This window comes from Maritalea mobilis, assembly GCF_019800885.1.
Classification (GTDB): Bacteria; Pseudomonadota; Alphaproteobacteria; order Rhodobacterales; family Rhodobacteraceae; genus Roseibacterium; species Roseibacterium beibuensis.
This window is the reverse complement of the sequence record NZ_JAHVKE010000002.1, coordinates 816,561-834,635: the sequence shown is the minus strand read 5'-3', so window position 1 is coordinate 834,635 and position 18,075 is coordinate 816,561. Positions and strand designations below refer to the sequence as shown.

General features: G+C 65.6%; 17 protein-coding genes. 3 read left to right on the top strand and 14 right to left on the bottom strand.

The genetic code is table 11. From position 1 onward, the window contains the following. Positions 1-34 precede the first annotated feature (34 nt). The 6 genes from KUV65_RS13030 to KUV65_RS13005 all read right to left on the bottom strand — a co-directional run bounded on the left by KUV65_RS13030 (position 35) and on the right by KUV65_RS13005 (position 6,087). Complete coding sequence (locus KUV65_RS13030; RefSeq protein WP_222191116.1) at positions 35-2,080, bottom strand: acetyl-CoA carboxylase biotin carboxylase subunit; 2,046 nt, start codon at positions 2,078-2,080, stop codon at positions 35-37. A gap of 144 nt (positions 2,081-2,224) precedes the next feature. Beyond that, a complete protein-coding gene (locus KUV65_RS13025) occupies positions 2,225-2,428 on the bottom strand; it encodes a hypothetical protein (RefSeq protein WP_222191115.1) in 204 nt (67 codons plus the stop codon). Positions 2,429-2,738: 310 nt separating this feature from the next. Next, the gene (locus KUV65_RS13020; RefSeq protein ID WP_222191114.1) at positions 2,739-3,113 is read right to left on the bottom strand and encodes a hypothetical protein; all 375 of its coding nucleotides are present in this window, start codon (positions 3,111-3,113) and stop codon (positions 2,739-2,741) included. A gap of 232 nt (positions 3,114-3,345) precedes the next feature. Further along, positions 3,346-3,798 carry a DUF6497 family protein gene (locus tag KUV65_RS13015; RefSeq protein ID WP_222191113.1) on the bottom strand — a complete coding sequence of 151 codons (453 nt, stop codon included), beginning with the start codon at positions 3,796-3,798 and terminating at the stop codon, positions 3,346-3,348. Then, on the bottom strand, positions 3,795-4,187 hold the full coding sequence (locus KUV65_RS13010; protein WP_222191112.1) for a RidA family protein: 393 nt from the start codon (positions 4,185-4,187) through the stop codon (positions 3,795-3,797). Before KUV65_RS13010 ends, KUV65_RS13015 begins: the two co-directional genes overlap by 4 nt. 367 nt (positions 4,188-4,554) lie before the next feature. Further along, a complete protein-coding gene (locus tag KUV65_RS13005; protein ID WP_222191111.1) occupies positions 4,555-6,087 on the bottom strand; it encodes an acyl-CoA carboxylase subunit beta in 1,533 nt (510 codons plus the stop codon). Between the two features lie 250 nt (positions 6,088-6,337). Between KUV65_RS13005 and KUV65_RS13000 the strand changes: the two genes are divergently transcribed. The 3 genes from KUV65_RS13000 (at position 6,338) to KUV65_RS12990 (ending at position 9,580) form a co-directional block, all read left to right on the top strand. Next, complete coding sequence (locus KUV65_RS13000; RefSeq protein WP_222191110.1) at positions 6,338-7,555, top strand: multidrug effflux MFS transporter; 1,218 nt, start codon at positions 6,338-6,340, stop codon at positions 7,553-7,555. Between the two features lie 62 nt (positions 7,556-7,617). Further along, positions 7,618-9,012: a helix-turn-helix domain-containing protein gene (locus KUV65_RS12995; protein WP_222191109.1), complete on the top strand. Its 1,395-nt coding sequence runs from the start codon at positions 7,618-7,620 to the stop codon at positions 9,010-9,012. A gap of 70 nt (positions 9,013-9,082) precedes the next feature. Next, the gene (locus KUV65_RS12990; protein WP_222191108.1) at positions 9,083-9,580 is read left to right on the top strand and encodes a CoxG family protein; all 498 of its coding nucleotides are present in this window, start codon (positions 9,083-9,085) and stop codon (positions 9,578-9,580) included. A gap of 214 nt (positions 9,581-9,794) precedes the next feature. Here KUV65_RS12990 and KUV65_RS12985 read toward each other — a convergent pair whose 3' ends face one another. The 8 genes from KUV65_RS12985 to KUV65_RS12950 all read right to left on the bottom strand — a co-directional run bounded on the left by KUV65_RS12985 (position 9,795) and on the right by KUV65_RS12950 (position 17,980). Next, complete coding sequence (locus tag KUV65_RS12985; protein WP_222191107.1) at positions 9,795-10,034, bottom strand: YdcH family protein; 240 nt, start codon at positions 10,032-10,034, stop codon at positions 9,795-9,797. Positions 10,035-10,128: 94 nt separating this feature from the next. Next, positions 10,129-10,821 (bottom strand): HAD family hydrolase, encoded by a 693-nt coding sequence (locus KUV65_RS12980; protein ID WP_222191106.1) that lies wholly within the window; start codon positions 10,819-10,821, stop codon positions 10,129-10,131. A 156-nt stretch (positions 10,822-10,977) separates the two neighbouring features. Continuing rightward, positions 10,978-11,829 carry a DMT family transporter gene (locus KUV65_RS12975; protein ID WP_222191105.1) on the bottom strand — a complete coding sequence of 284 codons (852 nt, stop codon included), beginning with the start codon at positions 11,827-11,829 and terminating at the stop codon, positions 10,978-10,980. Between the two features lie 108 nt (positions 11,830-11,937). Continuing rightward, a complete protein-coding gene (locus KUV65_RS12970) occupies positions 11,938-12,543 on the bottom strand; it encodes a LysE/ArgO family amino acid transporter (protein WP_222191104.1) in 606 nt (201 codons plus the stop codon). Positions 12,544-12,758: 215 nt separating this feature from the next. Further along, on the bottom strand, positions 12,759-14,417 hold the full coding sequence (locus tag KUV65_RS12965; RefSeq protein WP_222191103.1) for a GMC oxidoreductase: 1,659 nt from the start codon (positions 14,415-14,417) through the stop codon (positions 12,759-12,761). Between the two features lie 551 nt (positions 14,418-14,968). Beyond that, positions 14,969-15,715, bottom strand: a complete 747-nt coding sequence (locus KUV65_RS12960) for a YebC/PmpR family DNA-binding transcriptional regulator (protein ID WP_222191102.1) — start codon at positions 15,713-15,715, stop codon at positions 14,969-14,971. An 83-nt stretch (positions 15,716-15,798) separates the two neighbouring features. Beyond that, positions 15,799-16,182 carry a hypothetical protein gene (locus KUV65_RS12955; protein WP_222191101.1) on the bottom strand — a complete coding sequence of 128 codons (384 nt, stop codon included), beginning with the start codon at positions 16,180-16,182 and terminating at the stop codon, positions 15,799-15,801. Positions 16,183-16,198: 16 nt separating this feature from the next. Beyond that, positions 16,199-17,980 carry an SLC13 family permease gene (locus tag KUV65_RS12950; RefSeq protein ID WP_222191100.1) on the bottom strand — a complete coding sequence of 594 codons (1,782 nt, stop codon included), beginning with the start codon at positions 17,978-17,980 and terminating at the stop codon, positions 16,199-16,201. Positions 17,981-18,075 lie beyond the last annotated feature (95 nt).

The window sequence follows — 18,075 nt, the reverse complement described above, 5'->3', positions numbered from 1 at the left end:
GGCTGCGTGATATGAAACGCAGCCGCGCATGGCCTTATTCGAACTCCATGATCACTTCGTCCACGGCGAGGCTGTCGCCGGGGCCCGCGTTGATCTTGGACACCACGCCCTTGCGCTCGGCGCGCAGGATGTTCTCCATCTTCATCGCCTCGACGGTGCAGAGCGCCTGTCCCTCCTGCACCTCCTGCCCTTCCTCGACATCTATCTTCACGATCAGGCCGGGCATGGGGCAAAGCAGCATCTTGGAGGTGTCGGGCGGCAGCTTTTCAGGCATCAGGCGGGCAAGCTCGGCCTGGCGCGGGCTGCGCACATGGACCTTCAACTCGGCCCCGCGGGTCCGGATGCGGAAACCGCCGGGGATCTTGCCGACCTTCAGAACCAGGGTCTCACCGTCGACGCTGAGCGTTGCCAAGGCATCGCCCGGCGTCCAGTCCGAGGTGATCCGCATCGCGTGCCCATCCTCGAAAGTCACGGTGGACCCGTTCGGATCGGCGGCGATGGTGACCGGGAACGCCTCGCCCTGAAGGCTGACCACCCAATCGGTGCCGACGCGGCGTTCGTGGTTGTCCATCCGTCCCGAGACGCGGGTGCGCCGGATCTCGGCCACGCGGTGCATCGCGGCGGCGGCGGCGGCCACGCGGCGCAGCGCGTCGTCCCCCAGCGTCACGCCCTCGAAACCGTCGGGATATTCCTCGGCGATGAAGGCGGTGGTGATGTTGCCGCTGGTGAAGCGGTCATGGTCCATCACGGCCGACAGGAACGGCAGGTTGTGGCCGATCCCCTCGACCTCGAAACTGTCGAGCGCCACGCGCATCGCCTCGATCGCGCCCGCACGGTCCGGCGCCCAGGTGCAGAGCTTGGCGATCATCGGGTCGTAATACATCGAGATCTCGCCGCCCTCGTAGACGCCGGTATCGTTGCGCACCGCCGTGTCGCCATGGGGTGCCTCGCCTTGCCATTTCCCGGTGTCGTTCAGGGGGCCGGCCTGCACCTCCTGCGGGGGGCGGTAGCGGGTCAGACGCCCGATCGACGGCAGGAAATTGCGATACGGGTCCTCGGCATAGAGGCGGCTTTCCATCGCCCAACCGGTCAGCGTCACATCTTCCTGCGTGATCGACAGCGGCTCGCCGCTGGCGACGCGGATCATCTGTTCGACGAGGTCCACGCCCGTGATCAGCTCGGTCACCGGGTGTTCCACCTGCAGGCGGGTGTTCATTTCGAGGAAGTAGAAATTCTTGTCGGCGTCGACGATGAATTCCACCGTGCCCGCGCTGGAATAGCCTACGGCCTTGGCCAAGGCCACGGCCTGTTCGCCCATCGCCTTGCGCGTCGCCTCGTCGAGGAAGGGGCTCGGCGCCTCTTCGATGACCTTCTGGTTGCGGCGCTGGATCGAACATTCCCGCTCGCCCAGGTAGATCGCGTTGCCATGCTGGTCGGCCAGCACCTGGATCTCGATATGGCGCGGCTGGGTGACGAATTTCTCGATGAACATGCGGTCATCGCCGAAACTGCTGGCCGCCTCGTTCTTCGACGCCTGGAAGCCTTCGCGGACTTCTTCTTCGTTCCACGCGATGCGCATGCCCTTGCCGCCGCCGCCTGCCGACGCCTTCAGCATCACCGGGTAGCCGATCTGGCCAGAGATCTTGATCGCTTCCTCGGCATCCTCGATCAGGCCCATATGGCCGGGCACCGTGGACACGCCCGCCTCGGCGGCGATCTTTTTCGAGGTGATCTTGTCACCCATGGCCTCGATGGCCCCCGCCGGCGGGCCGACGAAGGCCACGCCAGCGGCCTCCAGCGCCTGGGCGAATTTCATGTTCTCCGACAGGAAGCCATACCCGGGATGCACCGCCTCGGCGCCGGTCTCCTTGATCGCGGCCATGATCTTGTCGATCACGATGTAGCTTTCAGAGGCGGGCGGCGGGCCGATATGCACCGACTCGTCGGCCATCTTGACATGCAGCGCGTGCTTGTCCGCATCCGAATAGACGGCGACCGTCTCGATCCCCATTTTCCGCGCGGTCTTGATCACCCGGCAGGCGATCTCGCCCCGGTTGGCGATCAGCAGCTTCTTGAACATGCGTCCTGTCCCTTCCTTTTGGCCCGGCGCGGCGCGCCCGCGGCATCTCCCAAACAAAAAGGGACCAGCGGGGCGCGATGGCCCCGTTGGTCCCGTGTCAGACGATAAGGGGGACGGGCGGTCAGACGGCCCGCGCGGCCCCGATCAGCAGAGGTTGACGTCGTCGCACAGCGCCCCACCGGCCGCGCCGATGAGGATGCCCGTGCCGACATTGCCGTTGAGCGCGGCAGCAGTGACACCGCCCCCAAGCGCGCCGATCCCGGCGCGTTCGAGGTCGCTGGCCATGCAGCCCGAAAGCGCGATGACAGCGGCGAAAAGGGTCGTGGGAAGAATGAGTTTGGCGCGCATTTTGCGTCTGCTCCTGTCGATATGCCTCGTGCGGTCAGGCATACACGGAACGGGCGTCGTGCAACAGCACCACTGTTGAACGCAACGCGATCGGCGCGGTTCTGCCGAAAAAAAGGCGGTCGGCACAGAAAGCTGGCCGACCGCTTTGAAGGGGAAGGGTAACACGTCTTGTCGTTGCCGGCCCGGAAACCGTTGGGGACAGGGGCCGACATGACGACAATGCCACGGTTTTCAGCACGCAGAAGGGGGCAATCGACTTGCCCGGCGCGATGCGCGCGAAATTGCCCAAGCTGATGATGGCTGCGCGAAATCATGCCGAGCCATCCTCCCATACACCCGAGCCGTCGAAGGCCTCGGGGAAGGAGGCGCGCGCCACATTCTCGTCGATGACCAGAAGCGCCTCGTAGCTTTCGGGATCGAACGGGTCCTCGGCGGCGATCACCTCGCGCCCGAAGAGCCACGACAACCGGCCCGCGTCGAGATTGCCGCGCTCAAACGGCTCATCCCCGAAGAACAGCCACAGCGCCTCCATGAAGGCGGCATCGGCGCGGCGGTCGGCGGGACGCCGGTCGGCATAGCGCTCGCGCCGGATCAGCCTGGTCGCGCCGGACTTGTTCTCGCGGCGGATGGTGAACTGGTAATCCGTGCCCGGCAGGCGCGAGGGGAAACCGCGATGCTTGATCATTGCGCGCCCTCCGAATGAGGCGCGGCAGGTGCAGCGCGCGAAACAGGGTGCGTGACCGGGCGCTCAGACCCGGCCACGACCCGAGGTACAGCTGCAATTGAGCAGCCGAGATCGAAGATACCTTGCCGCGCGACCGATCCACAGAGTTTTCCACAAGCAAACCGCGCCTGTGACTCCGCTGCATCACCTTTCCATTCACATGAAGTATGGATCGCAAGATCTTGTAGCTGCATCACAAAAGTTCCCACATGCAGGAACCGGTCGCGATTGTATAAGCCTCGATGGCCTGCCGAATGCCGGGCGCGGCCTCGCCCCGCGGAAAGGGCGCGGTCATCAGCTGGACCACGATGCGCTCGGGCGGGCGTGCCAAGGCCTCGGCCTGCGGCAGGCCAAGCTCGGTGCAGATCCAGTCGTGATCGCCATGCGTGCCATCGGCATCCGCGGGCGGCAGGTCGGGCGCCACCACGCGCAGGACCAGCCATGTCGCCTCGGTGAAGGGTTGCGGTTCCGGCACCACCTCGCACAGTGTCGCCGCCTGCCCCGAGGGCAAGGTCAGCGCCCGATCCAAGGGGCAGGCAAACGGCGCCTCGCCCCGTGGCCAGAGCAGCACCGTCACCCCAAGCGCCACCGCGCCCAAGGCCGCCCATCCCAGCGGGCTGAGGGGGAGACGGGAGAGGACGTTCATGCACGATCAGCCCCCTCCGGTCGGCGCGCGATGCAGTCGATCTCGACCAGGGCCCCCACCGCCAGGGCGGTCACGCCCACGGTCGTGCGCGCAGGCCGGCGGTCAGGCGCGAAGAAGCCTTGGTAGGTCTCGTTGAAGGCGGCGTAGTCGCGCTCGAACTCGGTCAGGTAGGCGCGCATCTGCACCACGTGCTCCAGGTCCAGCCCCACGCCCCGCAACACCACGCGCAGGTTCTCCATCACCCGCCGCGTCTGCGCCTCCACCCCCTCGGGCAGGGGCGCGTCAGGGGCGGCCGGATCGGTCGGCATCTGGCCCGTCAGGATCACCCAGCCATCCACCTCCACCGCATGGGAAAAGGGGGCAACCGGGCGCGGGCCGCCGGTGATCATGTGAAAGATGGGGTCAGACTTCGATTGCTTGCTTGGCAAACCGCGATAATGCTCATGAACCAAAACCCGATCGACGAGCTCTTTTGATGATATTTTTTCCCTCTCTAAAATCATCCCGCGGTCAATTTGTCGGCCACGAAGGCCCCAGAAACCGTGGTCTAGGTGTTCAAACAGATCATCGGAACGAAAATTAAGGGAGTCACTGGAATGGTCTTCAATTGTCCGGCGTACAGTCGCTTTCCATTGCAGCGTTAATTCACGGTCGGTCGTACGCTCAATATACTCGTAGAGATCCGAATATCGAGCGGCACCGTCTAGAGCTTCAAACGCTCCGACAATTTCTTCAACCCATTTCAATTTAGGTGCCTCACAGCGGGATGTTGTCGTGCTTCTTCCACGGCATCTTCTTTTCCTTGCGCCGCAGCATGGCGAAGGCCCGGGCGACCCGTTTGCGCGTGCTGCGCGGTTGGATCACCTCGTCGATGAAACCACGCTCGGCCGCGACGAAGGGGTTGGCGAAGCGGTCCTCGTATTCCTGCGTGTGATGCGCCGTTTTCTCGGGGTCGCCCAGGTCCGAACGGTGCAGGATCTCGACCGCGCCCTTTGCCCCCATCACCGCGATCTCGCTGGTGGGCCAGGCATAGTTCACGTCGCCGCGCAGGTGCTTGGACGACATCACAACATAGGCCCCGCCATAGGCCTTGCGGGTGATGACCGTGACCTTGGGCACCGTCGCCTCGCCATAGGCGAACAGCAGCTTGGCACCGTGCTTGATGACGCCGTTATATTCCTGCCCCGTCCCGGGGAGGAAGCCGGGCACGTCCACGAGCGTCAGGATCGGGATCTCGAAACAGTCGCAGAAGCGCACGAACCGCGCGGCCTTGCGCGCGCTGTCGATATCCAGCACGCCCGCCAGAACCATCGGCTGGTTGGCGACCACGCCGACCGTCTGCCCTTCGAGCCGGATGAAGCCGGTGATGATGTTGCCCGCGAAATCCTGCTGGATCTCGTAGAAATCGCCCTCGTCCGCGATCTTGGTGATCAACTCCTTCATGTCATAGGGCATGTTGGGGTTGTCGGGCACCAGCGTGTCGAGGCTGTCCTCGATCCGGTCGGGGCTGTCGTAGAAGGGGCGAACGGGCGGCTTTTCGCGGTTCGAGAGCGGCAGGAAATCGACCAGGCGGCGAATTTCGCTCAGCGCCTCGACGTCGTTCTCGAAGGCGCCATCGGCGACCGAGGATTTGCGCGTGTGGGTCGTGGCCCCGCCCAGTTCCTCGGCGGTGACATGCTCGTTCGTCACCGTCTTCACCACGTCGGGGCCGGTCACGAACATGTAGCTGCTGTCCTTCACCATGAAGATGAAGTCGGTCATGGCGGGCGAATAGACCGCGCCGCCCGCGCAGGGGCCCATGATCAGGCTGATCTGCGGCACCACGCCCGAGGCCTCGATGTTGCGCTGGAAGACCTCGCCATAGCCCGCGAGGCTGTCGACGCCTTCCTGGATGCGCGCGCCGCCGGAGTCGTTGATGCCGATCACGGGCGCGCCGTTCTGCATCGCCATGTCCATGATCTTGCAGATCTTCTGCGCATGGGTGGCCGAGACCGAGCCGCCCAGAACCGTGAAATCCTGGCTGAAGACATAGACCATGCGGCCATTGATCGTGCCCCAGCCGGTGACGACACCATCGCCACGGGGCTTGTTCTCCTGCATGCCGAACTCGGTGCAGCGGTGGGTGACGAACATGTCGTATTCCTCGAAGCTGCCCTCGTCGAGCAGCAGTTCGATCCGCTCGCGCGCGGTCAGCTTGCCCTTGGCATGCTGGCTGTCGATCCGCTTCTGTCCGCCGCCCAGACGCGCCTCGCCGCGGCGCTCCTCCAACTCATGCAGGATGTCTTTCATCTCGGTCCCTTCCGTGGCTGGCCTTCCCCCGGGCGGCCGCCTTATGCTGCGCACGCGCCCCCTTTGGCGGCGCACCCTAATGAGGCGCCGGGCATCGGGCGAGTCTGAACTGGCATATTTGCAAATAAATTTGCGAATGACTTTAGAAAACTGCGTAATTGCAAATAATGCAATCAACTGCGCGGTGCTGGAAACCGATGTGCATGGCCGCACATGGACAAGACCCACGCCACGACCTAAGCCCTAGGGAATGAGTATTTCCCCGACGGTCCGCTTTCTCGACCGCTCCACGCCACCGCATATTTTCACCCTCATCGTGCTGACCGGGATCGGCGCGCTGTCGTTGAACATCTTCCTGCCGTCGCTGCCCGCGATGACGACGTTCTTCGACACCGACTACCGGCTTATGCAACTGTCGGTGGCGCTGTACCTCGCCGTGAACGCGGTGTTGCAGGTGGTCATCGGCCCCGTGTCGGACCGCTTGGGCCGACGCCCCGTCCTGCTGGGCAGCGTCGCGATCTTCATCCTTGCGACCATTGGCTGCCTTCTGGCGACGACGGTCGAGGTCTTTCTGGCCTTTCGCATGTTGCAGGCGGTGATCGTGGCGGGGCTTGTCCTTGGCCGCGCGGTGGTGCGCGACATGTACCCCGTCGACCAGGCCGCCAGCCAGATCGGTTATGTCACGATGGGCATGGCCGTGGTCCCGATGATCGGCCCGGCCATCGGCGGCGCGCTGGACGAGACGCTTGGCTGGCAAGCGAATTTCTGGCTTCTGGCCGTGCTCGGTCTGGCCGTCTGCATCCTGATCTGGCGCGACCTGGGTGAAACCGCCGCCCCAGGCCATGGCAGTTTCCGCGACCAGTTCGCGCAATACCCCGAGTTGCTGACCTCGCGCCGCTTCTGGGGCTACTGCATGGCCGCTGCCTTCGCCGGGGGCGCGTTCTTCGCCTATCTTGGCGGCGCGCCCTATGTTGGCTCGGAGGTGTTCGGCCTGTCAGCGGCCGAGGTGGGGTTCTATTTCGGTGCGCCCGCCGTCGGCTATTTCTTCGGCAATTTCATCTCGGGCCGCTTTTCCGTCCGCGTGGGCATCAACGGGATGATCCTGTGGGGCACGGTCCTGACGGCGGGCGGTCTTTGCACCTTGCTGCTACTGTTCCTCCTGGGGTTCAAGACGGCGCTGGTCTTCTTCGGGTTCATGACCTTCGTGGGCCTGGGCAACGGCATGGTCCTGCCCAACGCGACCTCGGGCATGTTGTCGGTGCGGCCCCATCTGGCCGGAACCGCCAGCGGCCTTGGCGGGGCGATCATGATCGGCGGCGGCGCGGCCTTGTCCGCGCTGGCGGGGGCCCTTCTGACCGGGGGAAACGGGGCCTACCCGCTGATCTTCATCATGCTGACCACCTCGATCCTGGCCGTGATCTCGATCCTCTACACCATCCGCCGCGAGCGGCAGGTGAACCCCGGCTGAGGCCTGCGCTTCCATCTCTTTGCAAAACCCACTAGTGATTTTGCAAAGCACCTGGAGCCCCCATGCCCAATCGCAAGCTCTATGCCGGGGCCAAGCTGCGCGAAGTGCGCACGCGGCTTGGCCTCACGCAAAAGGATTTCGCCGGCAAGCTCGGCATCTCGCTGCCCTATCTGAACCAGATGGAGAACAACAACCGCCCTGTCTCGACCACGGTCGTGCTGGGACTGGCGCAGGAATTCGGCCTCGACGTGACCGAGCTGAGTTCCGGCGACACCGAACGCCTCGTCTCGGACATGCGCGAGGCGCTGGCCGACCCCGTCTTTGCCGAGGATAGCCCGCCCCTGGCCGACCTGCGCCTTGCCGCTTCGAACGCGCCGGCACTCGCGCGCGCCTTCCTCGACCTGCACCGCGCCTATCGCCAGACGCACGAGCGGCTCGCCTCGCTGGACGAGGCACTGGGGCACGAGGGGCGCGCCACCCCCAGCCCGTGGGAGGAAGTGCGCGATTTCTTCCATTATTGCGACAACTACATCGACGCCGTAGACCGCGCCGCCGAACGCTTTGCCGGACAGGCGCAAGGGGACCTCGCGCAGCACACGGAGCGCGTCCTTGAGGGCATGGGCGTCCAAATCCGCCACGCTGCGGGCGAAGGCGTGCGCCATTACGACCGCGCCAGCCGAACCCTGACCCTGTCGCCCCGCGCAGCCCCCGAGACGCAGCGGTTCCAGCTTTTGCATCAATACGCGCTTCTGGCGCAAAGCCAGCTGCTTGAAGCCACGCTTGACCTTGCCCGGTTCCAGACCGACACCGCGCGCGAAATCGCCCGCATCGGCATGGCCAATTACTTCGCGGGCGCGGTTCTGATGCCCTACACCCGCTTTGCCGAGGCCGCCGAGGAAACCCGCCACGACCTTGAGCGCATGTCGATCCAGTTCGGCGCCTCGATCGAGCAGATCGCCCATCGCCTCTCGACCCTGCAGCGCCCCGGCGCTAAGGGCGTGCCCTTCTTCTTTGCGCGCGTCGACCAGGCCGGGACCGTCACCAAACGCCACTCGGCCACCCGCCTGCAATTCGCGCGTTTCGGCGGGGCCTGCCCGCTGTGGAACGTGCACCAGGCCTTCGAGACACCCGGGCGCTTCCTGCGCCAACTGGCCGAAACGCCCGATGGCATGCGCTACGTGATCCTGGCCCGCGACGTGTCGAAATCCGGCGGGGCATGGGGCACACCCACTCGCCGTTTCGCCATTTCGCTGGGATGCGAGGTGCGCCACGCGCCCAAGCTGGTCTATGCCGACGGGCTCGACCTCGACCGGGACGAGGCCTTCCAGCCCATCGGCATCTCCTGCCGGATCTGCGAGCGCGCGCATTGCCACCAACGCTCGGTCCCGCCGCTGGAACGGCAGTTGACGGTCGATCCGGACCATCGCGGCACCCTGCCCTACCAGATCGGTGGATAAGCAAAGCCGTTGACGCTTCGACCGTTGCGCCCCTACATCTGGACTGCGACGGACAGGGAGGACGGCCAGAATGGAAATGCACGCGACACGGACGCTGAACGCGGATCGTGAAACCGTTTGGGCGGCGCTCAACGATGCCAGGGTGCTGGAGGCCTGCATCCCCGGCTGCCAGGAACTCCACGGCTCGCCCGAGGAAGGTTTCCACGCCGAGGTGAAGCAAAAGGTCGGCCCGGTGAAAGCGACCTTCAAGGGCGACGTGACCCTGTCGGACGTGAAGCCGCTGGAAAGCTACGTCATCTCGGGCGAGGGCAAGGGCGGCGTGGCGGGCTTCGCCAAGGGCTCGGCCACGGTGATCCTGTCGGATGCCGAGGGTGGCGGAACGGACCTCCACTATGACGTTGACGCCAAGGTGGGCGGCAAGCTGGCGCAGCTCGGCTCCCGCCTGATCGACAGTTTCGCCAAGAAGATGGCCGACCAGTTCTTCGAGCGGTTCCAGGCCCATGTCGAGGGGACCGAGGACGATCCCCTTGCGCAAGGCGATGGCGACGACGCGCCAGCGACCAGCTAACGACCCCGACAGAACGGCGGGCACGGCACCGGTTGCGCGACGGCCGCGTAGCCGCTGCCGAACACGAGAAAAATATCGGAGGGCGCGGCGGCCGCGCCAGTCCCCCGGGCGCGGGGCCGCTGCCCCCCGGACCGCGCCTTCCGATCCACCCGCCAGCCGCCTTGGCCAGGTCGTCCCTTCGCGTGGGATCGGGGCGCAGACGCTGTTGCCGCGGTCAGGCCTTGGCCAGCATGCCCGCGATTTCATCCTTCAGGCGCATCCGCTCCTTGCGCATCTGCGTTTCCGCAGACTGGTCGATGGGCTCGACCCCGGTCTCGGCGCGGTGCACGGCGCGGTTCACCTCGTGATACTCGTCCATCAGCTTCGAAAAATGCGGGTCAGACATCTTGAGCGCATGGATTTTCTCGGCGTCGTTGGGGAATTCATCGGCCAAAAGATGTGGCGTGTTCGACATTGCGTGTCTCCTTCCTGTCGTGTCCGAGAAGGAAGATAGACGGCGCGCACGCAACACGGCCTTGAGCCAGATCAACCGTGGAATGAATCCGGGTCTATTCCGCTGCCGTATCGAGGGTGCCGCGCCAGGCCCGCATCACGGCCTCGGGGCTGAGGACATCGGCGACCGGCAGGCCCTCGAACCCATCGCCGTCGATCTGCGCCATCCGCCCCGGAAAGGCCAGCACCGGCAGGTCCGCCGCCCGCGCGGCCTGCGCCGCCACAAGCGTGTCAGCCACCACGACCGAGCGGCCATTACCGACGCCCAGGCGGCTGACGGCAAGCTGCATCGCCTCCGGGTCGGGGGCCATGCGCTCCACGTCGGGGCGCAGCACCGCCACGTCGAACGAGATCCCCGCCCGCGCCCGCGCCGTCGCCTTCAGAAGCGCGCCCACCGGGGCCTCTTCGGCCCGGCTGACCAGCGCCAGTTTCACCCCGCCGCGCGCCGCCCATGTCAGCACGCGCGCAACGCCCGAACGCAGGGGCACCTCGTCCACGATCATCGCCGCGAAAAGCCGCTGATGCGTCACATCCAAAACCTCGGCCTCGATCACCTGCCCCAGATGGGCGGCATAACGCGCGGCAAGTTGCCTGTCTCCGCCCGGACGCATCAACTCGGCATAGACATCCCAGGACCATTCCCACGGCACGTCGTGCATCCGGAACGCGGCGTTCCACGCGCGCCGGTCGATCTCGGCGCATTCGGCAAGACTTCCCATCCCGCCAAAAATCAAGGCTTCCAGTGTCATCGATACCTCCGTCCTTTCCAGAACGAAGACGTACGACTCTTTCATTCAAGCAACCGGGAGGCGTTTGCGGCAGCGCAGCATCGCCCTTTGTTGGCGCCATGGGCGCAGGACCGGGAGCCTGCCTAATTTACAGGCGCAATCGAAACCATTTCGGACCTATCGCCCCTGCGCCGCACGGCGACGCAACACCGCCTCGCGCCAGGTGATGTAGCTGACCGCCGCGATGATCAGCGCCCCGCCGAGGATCACGAAGATATCCGCCGGCTCGCCGAAAACGACCGCCCCCAGAAGGGTTGCCCAGACCAGTTGCAGGAAGGTGACGGGCTGCGTCACCGTCAGGGGCGCCGCCCGGAAGGCCAGCGTCATCGCGTAATGCCCCCCCGTCGCGAAAACAGCCGTCAGCGACAGCCAGCCCAGGTTCTCCCAGCTGACCGGCACCCAGACCCAGGCCGCGAAGGGCGCCAGCCCCAGCGTCACCGTCACCGACAGCATGAAGACCACCACCTGCGGCGGCGTCTCGTCGGCCATGATCTTGGCGATCAGGTAGCCAACGGCGAAACTCGCCGCCGTGAACAGCATGGCGAAATGGCCGGGGTTCAGCTCGCGGAACCCCGGGCGCAGGATGATCAGCGCACCAACCAGCGCCAGAACCACCGCCATGATCCGCCGAAACGCCATGCGCTCGCCCAGCACGAAGACCGCCAGCACCGAAACATAGACCGGGTTGAGGTAGTTCATCGCCGTCACCTCGGCGATGGGGATCATCGTCATGGCGTAGAACCAGCAGATCACCCCCGCCGTATGCGCCACGCCGCGCACGCCGAACAGGCGCAGGGCCCGCCCGCTCAGCCGCGTCGCGCGCACCGCCGGCAGCATGGGGATCAGGAACACCAGCCCCAGCACGTAACGCAAAAAGGCCGCCTGCGCCGCCGGCACGTCCGAGCCGACCATCTTCACCGTGGCCGTCACAGCGACGAAGCACAGGCCCGTCACGATCATCCAGATCACGCCCAGCACGGGGCGGTGGGGCGGGGCTCTGTCCGGTTTGGCTGGGGGGGACGCGCTTGGTTCCATTTGCGCGAACAGACCCCAAAGCCGCGACAGCCGCAAGCACCCTCAGCCGAAGATCGCGAGCTTTCCCGCCAGCGCCAGCATCGTCGCGCCCACGATCACGTCCAGCACGCGCCACGCCGCCGGCCGGGCAAAGACCGGGGCCAGCCCCCGCGCGCCGTACCCCAGAAGCAAGAAGAACAGGCACGAGGCCGACAACGCCCCTGCGCCAAAGGCCCAATGGTCGGGCCGGTACTGCGCGGCCACCGCGCCGATCAGGCCAACGGTGTCGAGATAGACATGCGGGTTGGCCCAGGTCATCACCAGCGTCGTGCCGATCGCCGCGCGCCGGCTCATCGCAGGCCCGTGGCCGGCGGTCAGCGCCTCGGACACCAGAAGCGCCGCACGCAGGCTTTTCACCCCGTAGACCGTCAGGAACGCGACGCCGCCCCAGCGCATCGCCTCCAGCGCCCAGGGGGCGGCCTCGGCCAGCGCGCCAAACCCGGCCACGCCCGCCGCGATCAGCATCGCCTCCGAGGCACAGCAAACCAGCACGACCCAGCCCACATGCTCGCGCCGCAGCCCCTGCCGCAGGACAAAGGCGTTCTGCGCCCCGATGGCGAGGATCAACGAAAAGGACAGGGCAAAGCCTGCAAGGGCGGCAGTAAACATGGGCGGTCCGGTGAAGGCGTGACGGCACCCTCAATCCCGCATTCGCGGGTCACTGGCAAACGGGAAATTGGGCGTGGGTCCCGAAAGGCCGAACAGCCTTTTCCATCCTGTGCGATTGCCGCGCAGCTAGGCCCTTCGGATCCGGGCCGCGAACCTCGACCGCGGTCCCGTCGCACCCCAAGCAGACCGCAGGGTGCCCCCAGCCTTGGCGCGGCTCACGCGGCGGGGCGGGGCTGGCCCGATCCGAGATCCTTCGCCAATTGCCGGCAGGCCCTGACGGTCATGGCCATGATCGTCAGGGTCGTGCCGCTGACGCCCCCTGTCGGAAATGCGGCGGCGTCCGTCACAAGGATGTTCTGCGCATCGTGGAGGCGGCACCACGGGTCGAGGACCGAGGAACGGGGGTCGGCCCCCATCCTGGCGCCGCCGCTTTCATGGACTGCGCTGCCCATGGCCATGCTGCGTGGGAAAAGCACCCGAAACGCCTGCCGGATGGCGAAGCCCGAGTCGGGAAAGGCGCCCTTGCCCATCTCGGTCAGGCCCAACGGCGAGCCAATGAAGTCCAACTCGCCCCCTGCATCTGCAACCATCTCCTTGAGCGCGTCTTGCATGAGGCGCAAAGTGGCCTCGTCTCCGGAGGAGATCGCGCAGCGGATCCGGGGGATCGGGATGGACAAGGCATCGCGCCGTTTCGGGTCCAGCGTGACCCGGTTGTCGCGATCTGGGGTCATCTGCCCATAGCCCATGAAGGTGAACTTCGACGGGGCGTCTTTCGGTACAGGCGTCCGGGCGATCTTGCCTTGGAACATGTAGGTGCGGGGGCGTCCGCCCGCCTCCTCCGGAAGCAGGCGGGGAATGAAGATACCGGCCGGATCGCCCGAAGCGGCGTCGGTCTCGGCGTAGCCCCGAAACCGCGGCATGGTGCCCACGGCGATACAGTGGAGCTGATCGGCGAAATACCGTCCAAGCATACCGGAGCTGTTGCCGAGACCGCCCCCGCCCGATGGACCCGAATTCAGCAACAGGCGCACGCTTTCGATCGCGGACGCCGACAGGACCACGGCTGATGCGCGAAAGACGTGTTCCTTTCTGGTGATCGAGTCGATGCACGCAACGCCGACGGCTCGTCCGGTGTCAGGATCGATCAGCACTTCTCGGGCGGTCATGTTGTAGCGGATATCGAGACGTCCCGTCGCCAGCGCCGCTGCCAGGGGTTTGGGCACGGGCCCCTCTTCCGGCAGGGTATAGCGCCGTGCCACGACACGCCGCGCCGGATCACGGCTCTCGACCGTCTGCTTGAAAAACGCCTCGGCCTCCGTCAGGCGGGACGGATGCGCGCAGATGGAATCGGGGAGGGTCTCGATCTGGTCGGTCTGGCCGCAAATCCCCAGAAGCTCTTCGACCTCGGCATAGTACGGCGCAAGATCGTCATGGCAGATGGGCCAATCAACGCCCGCACCTGTCCGGCTGAACATGCGGAAATCGTCATCCGACCACCGCGACAAGACCCGCCCGTAAGTGTGCAGCCGACCGCCGGCCTGCCGCCCGCGGAACCAAAGGTAAGGGGCCTCCCGCGGTGTCGTGTAAGGGTGCCGACGGTCATTGACGTAGAGGTCCGAGACCCGGTCGTTGAACAAACCGGCGCGGGACTGAATGTGCTGGCCACGCAAGGTGGCGCGAACGCGTGCGCGCAGGTCCAGGGACGTGCTGTCGCCGCCCTTGGTCCCATCGTCGCCAGGATCCTCTGCGACAATCTCCCTGCCGGCCTCGATTATCTGAACTCTCAGGCCTTGCCGGGTCAATTCCAGCGCGGCGAAGGACCCTGACGCGCCCGATCCGACCACCAGAACATCCGGTTCTTGCGTCGACCTCAAAGCGAAAACCCCACAGCAGTTCTATCGTTCGGACAAATGGACTTTGCGCTGGTTACAATTTCCCTTGCGGGCAACGTGACCCAAGCCGAGGCATTTTCAAGACATGTGCGGACCTTCCGCGAGATGCCGTGTCTGGTCACTCCGGGCACAGGCCGCCCTCCGTTCAGGTTCGATGCCGTGTTTCCCACCGCGATGAGCAGCTTACGGCCCCGGAGGCCAGCGACCCACCCCCCTTGTCATTTTTCACCCGTTTGGGGCCGCGTTTGCATAGAATGCTCGCTATTGCGGCGGATGGCACCCATGCGGGTTACTGCTTCGGCATCGAGGCCATGACCAAAAGGTCGGCTGAGCTCCGCTCGCGTCAAATGCGAACCCGCTCCCTGCGTTCAGATCACGCCCAGACGTCTGAACCGCTGGAATCGAAAAGGAACGCCGCGCCCAAGCGTTCGGCGCGGCGAGCATGAGTCGTGTATGCACGGACTGTGTACGCCCTGTGTACGGGGTGTGACGTGTCGGTTTTCGCAGGGTGGGGCGTGTCCCGCCGCCCCCGCTCAGCCCGCCAGTTGCTCCATCACCTCGTCCGAGATCTCGAAATTCGCGGTGACGTTCTGCACGTCGTCGTCGTCTTCCAAGGCCTCGATCAGCTTCATCAGCTTCTGCGCATCCTCCAGCCCCAGCTCGGTCGTGGTGGTGGGGCGCCAGACCAGCTTGGTCGAGTCGGACTCGCCCAGTTCGGCCTCCAGCGCGTTGGAGACATCGTTGAGATCGGTATCGGCGCACCAGATGACGTGTTCCTCGTCGCTCGATTCCACGTCCTCTGCGCCGGCCTCGATGGCGGCCATCATCACCGTGTCCGCGTCCCCGACCGAAGCCGGGTAGGTCACCTGCCCCTTGCGGTCGAACATGAAGCTGACCGAGCCGGTTTCACCAAGGTTGCCGCCGTTCTTGCCGAAGGTCGAGCGCACCGTACTGGCCGTCCGGTTACGGTTGTCGGTCATCGCCTCGACGATGATCGCAACGCCGTTAGGGCCATAGCCCTCGTAGCGGATTTCCTCGTAATTCTCGGCATCCCCGCCCTGCGATTTCTTGATCGCGCGGTCGATCACGTCCTTCGGGACCGAATTCGACTTGGCCTCTTTCACGGCCAGGCGCAGGCGGGGGTTCTTGTCGGGGTCCGGGTCGCCCATCTTGGCCGCCACGGTGATTTCCTTGGCGAGCTTGGAAAACAGTTTCGACCGCGCGGCGTCCTGACGACCCTTGCGGTGCTGGATGTTCGCCCATTTTGAATGGCCTGCCATGGGTCTCTCCCGGTCGGTGCTGACAATCGCGCGGGTTTTACCCGTGCGCCCGCGTCACCGCAAGGCGCTGCATGTGCTGGCGGTCAGTCGACCTGCGGCGGGGGCGAGGAAAAGCGCCAGGTCTGCCCTTCGGGCCCGGTGATCGCGACCTCGGCCATGGGGTAAAGCAGGCCGTCGGCGCCGATTGCTTCGACCACGGCCTCGACACCCTGACGCAGGAGGTTCGGGTTGGTCTCGAACACGACGGTGTAGGGATAGCTTGCGCTGCATCCCGTCAACCGGCCGGACCATGCCGTCGGCGACCCGGCAGGCGCAGGCCCGGTGCACCGGCTGCCATCCGAGAGGCGCACGTCGATGGCGGCGCGGCTGACCTCAACCGCGACCGGGCGCGGGGACGAGGCCACGCAACCTGTCAGAAGGACGACGATCATCCCCATCAGCACGGTATCGGACAGTTTCGGCAACATGATGCTCAGGTGGTCCTCAGAGCGGCCAGATCAAGGGAATCGTCAGGCAGACGACCACCCCGAGACTGAGGTTAAGCGGAATGCCCGTGCGAAGGAAATCGGTAAATCGATATCCACCCGGGCCGTAGACCAGCATGTTCGTCTGGTACCCGATCGGGGTCGCAAAACAGGCAGAGGCCGCAATCATCACGGCCACGACCAGCGGCCGCGCATCGACGCCGGTCGCGTCCGCCAGCGCGATGGCGATGGGCGCCATGATGACCGCGATCGCGTTGTTCGAGACCAGCTCGGTCAAAACCGTGGTGATGAAATAGACCGCCCAGATCAGGACGACGGGCGGCATGGTCTGCAGCCATGGCGCAACCGCGCCCACGATCAACTCGATGCCGCCGGTATGGTCCAGCGCCGCGCCGACGGCCAGCATGGCGAAGATCAGCGCCAGCAGACGCCCCTCGACGAAGGAAAACGCCTCTTCGGCGTCGATGCAGCCGGTCAGCAGCACCACGGCCACCGCAATCACGGCCAGCGCGAGGATGGGGGCCACGTCGAAGGCCGCCAGCACCACGATCCCCGCCATGGCGGCCACCGCGATGGGCGCCTTGGTCCGGCGATAGGCGCGCTCGGATGGGGTAGTGACATCGACAAGATCCATGTCGGCGGCCAGACGCTGGATATCGGCGGGGTCGCCCTCCAGCAGCAGCGTATCACCCACCCGCACCACGAGGTCGTCGAGTTGCCGGCCGATATTCTGGTTCCGGCGATGCACCGCCAGTGGGTAGACCCCGTAGCGGCGGCGCAGGCGCAGGTTGCCCAGGCTGCGGCCCACCATCTTGCAGCCCGGCGTGATCAGCACCTCGACGGTGGTCGTGCGCACCTGGCTCAGTTTGTCGACGGTCTTGAGCTCCTTGGATTGCTGAAGGCCCAGAACCTCGCTCATGTCGGTGCGCAGAACCACGCGGTCACCCGGCTCCAAAACGACACCCGTCATGTCGCGCCGAAGGGACGCATCCCCGCGCAGCACGTCGATCAGGCGTACGCCCTCGCGACGGAAGAGGTCCACCTCGTTCACGTTCTGCCCGATCAGGGCGGATTCTTCGGGCACGGCGACCTCTGTGAAGAACTTGGCCTTGGAGCGCCCCCTGCCAAGAACCGAGGCCATCGAACTGCGATCGGGCAGCAGGTGCCGCCCGACGACCAGCAGGTAAATCATCCCCCAGGCCACGACGACGAGGCCGATGGGCGTGATCTCGAAAATGGTGAAGGGCTCCAGCCCGCGCGCGCGGGCCACACCATCGACAAGCAGGTTGGTCGAGGTGCCGATCAGGGTCAGCGTGCCGCCCATGATCGCGGCATAGCTGAGCGGGATCAGCAGCTTGGAGGGCGAGCGTTCGAGGATGCGCGCCACCTGCACGAAGACCGGGATCATGATGACCACGATGGGCGTGTTGTTCATGAAGGCCGAGGCAATGGCGACGAAGCCAAGGAGAGTCGCAAGCGCCAGCTTTGGCCGCTTGCCCGCGTTCGACTCGGCGAATTTCGTCAGCCGGTCGAGCGATCCGGTCCGCACCATCGCCCCCATGACGATGAACATCGCCGCGATGGTCCAGGGCGCGGGGTTGGCCAACACCTCGACCGCGGCGTCATAGGGCAACAGGCCAAGGATCAAGAGCGCGGCGACCCCGCCCAAGGCGACGACCTCGGTCGGCCAGATCTCGCGCAGGAACAGGCCGAACATCACGAGCAGCACGACAAGCGCCATCACCCCTTCGCCGGTCTGAGACAGGTTGAGATCGAGCATGAATATCCCTTGCCATCCGGAGAGGCCCCGGCCCGTTGCGCATCATTGACGAGGAACACCGTCGCTGCAAGCCGCGACTGGTGCCGGGCGTTCAC

Bases quoted from the DNA above. Each gene is read 5' to 3' on its own strand.
- KUV65_RS12950 (WP_222191100.1), bottom strand. From the start codon at position 17,980: ATGCTCGATCTCAACCTGTCTCAGACCGGCGAAGGGGTGATGGCGCTT.
- KUV65_RS12960 (WP_222191102.1), bottom strand. From the start codon at position 15,715: ATGGCAGGCCATTCAAAATGGGCGAACATCCAGCACCGCAAGGGTCGT.
- KUV65_RS12995 (WP_222191109.1), top strand. From the start codon at position 7,618: ATGCCCAATCGCAAGCTCTATGCCGGGGCCAAGCTGCGCGAAGTGCGC.
- KUV65_RS13030 (WP_222191116.1), bottom strand. From the start codon at position 2,080: ATGTTCAAGAAGCTGCTGATCGCCAACCGGGGCGAGATCGCCTGCCGG.
- KUV65_RS12985 (WP_222191107.1), bottom strand. From the start codon at position 10,034: ATGTCGAACACGCCACATCTTTTGGCCGATGAATTCCCCAACGACGCC.
- KUV65_RS12990 (WP_222191108.1), top strand. From the start codon at position 9,083: ATGGAAATGCACGCGACACGGACGCTGAACGCGGATCGTGAAACCGTT.
- KUV65_RS13000 (WP_222191110.1), top strand. From the start codon at position 6,338: ATGAGTATTTCCCCGACGGTCCGCTTTCTCGACCGCTCCACGCCACCG.
- KUV65_RS13005 (WP_222191111.1), bottom strand. From the start codon at position 6,087: ATGAAAGACATCCTGCATGAGTTGGAGGAGCGCCGCGGCGAGGCGCGT.
- KUV65_RS13010 (WP_222191112.1), bottom strand. From the start codon at position 4,187: ATGATCACCGGCGGCCCGCGCCCGGTTGCCCCCTTTTCCCATGCGGTG.
- KUV65_RS13015 (WP_222191113.1), bottom strand. From the start codon at position 3,798: ATGAACGTCCTCTCCCGTCTCCCCCTCAGCCCGCTGGGATGGGCGGCC.
- KUV65_RS13025 (WP_222191115.1), bottom strand. From the start codon at position 2,428: ATGCGCGCCAAACTCATTCTTCCCACGACCCTTTTCGCCGCTGTCATC.
- KUV65_RS12980 (WP_222191106.1), bottom strand. From the start codon at position 10,821: ATGACACTGGAAGCCTTGATTTTTGGCGGGATGGGAAGTCTTGCCGAA.
- KUV65_RS12955 (WP_222191101.1), bottom strand. From the start codon at position 16,182: ATGTTGCCGAAACTGTCCGATACCGTGCTGATGGGGATGATCGTCGTC.
- KUV65_RS13020 (WP_222191114.1), bottom strand. From the start codon at position 3,113: ATGATCAAGCATCGCGGTTTCCCCTCGCGCCTGCCGGGCACGGATTAC.
- KUV65_RS12970 (WP_222191104.1), bottom strand. From the start codon at position 12,543: ATGTTTACTGCCGCCCTTGCAGGCTTTGCCCTGTCCTTTTCGTTGATC.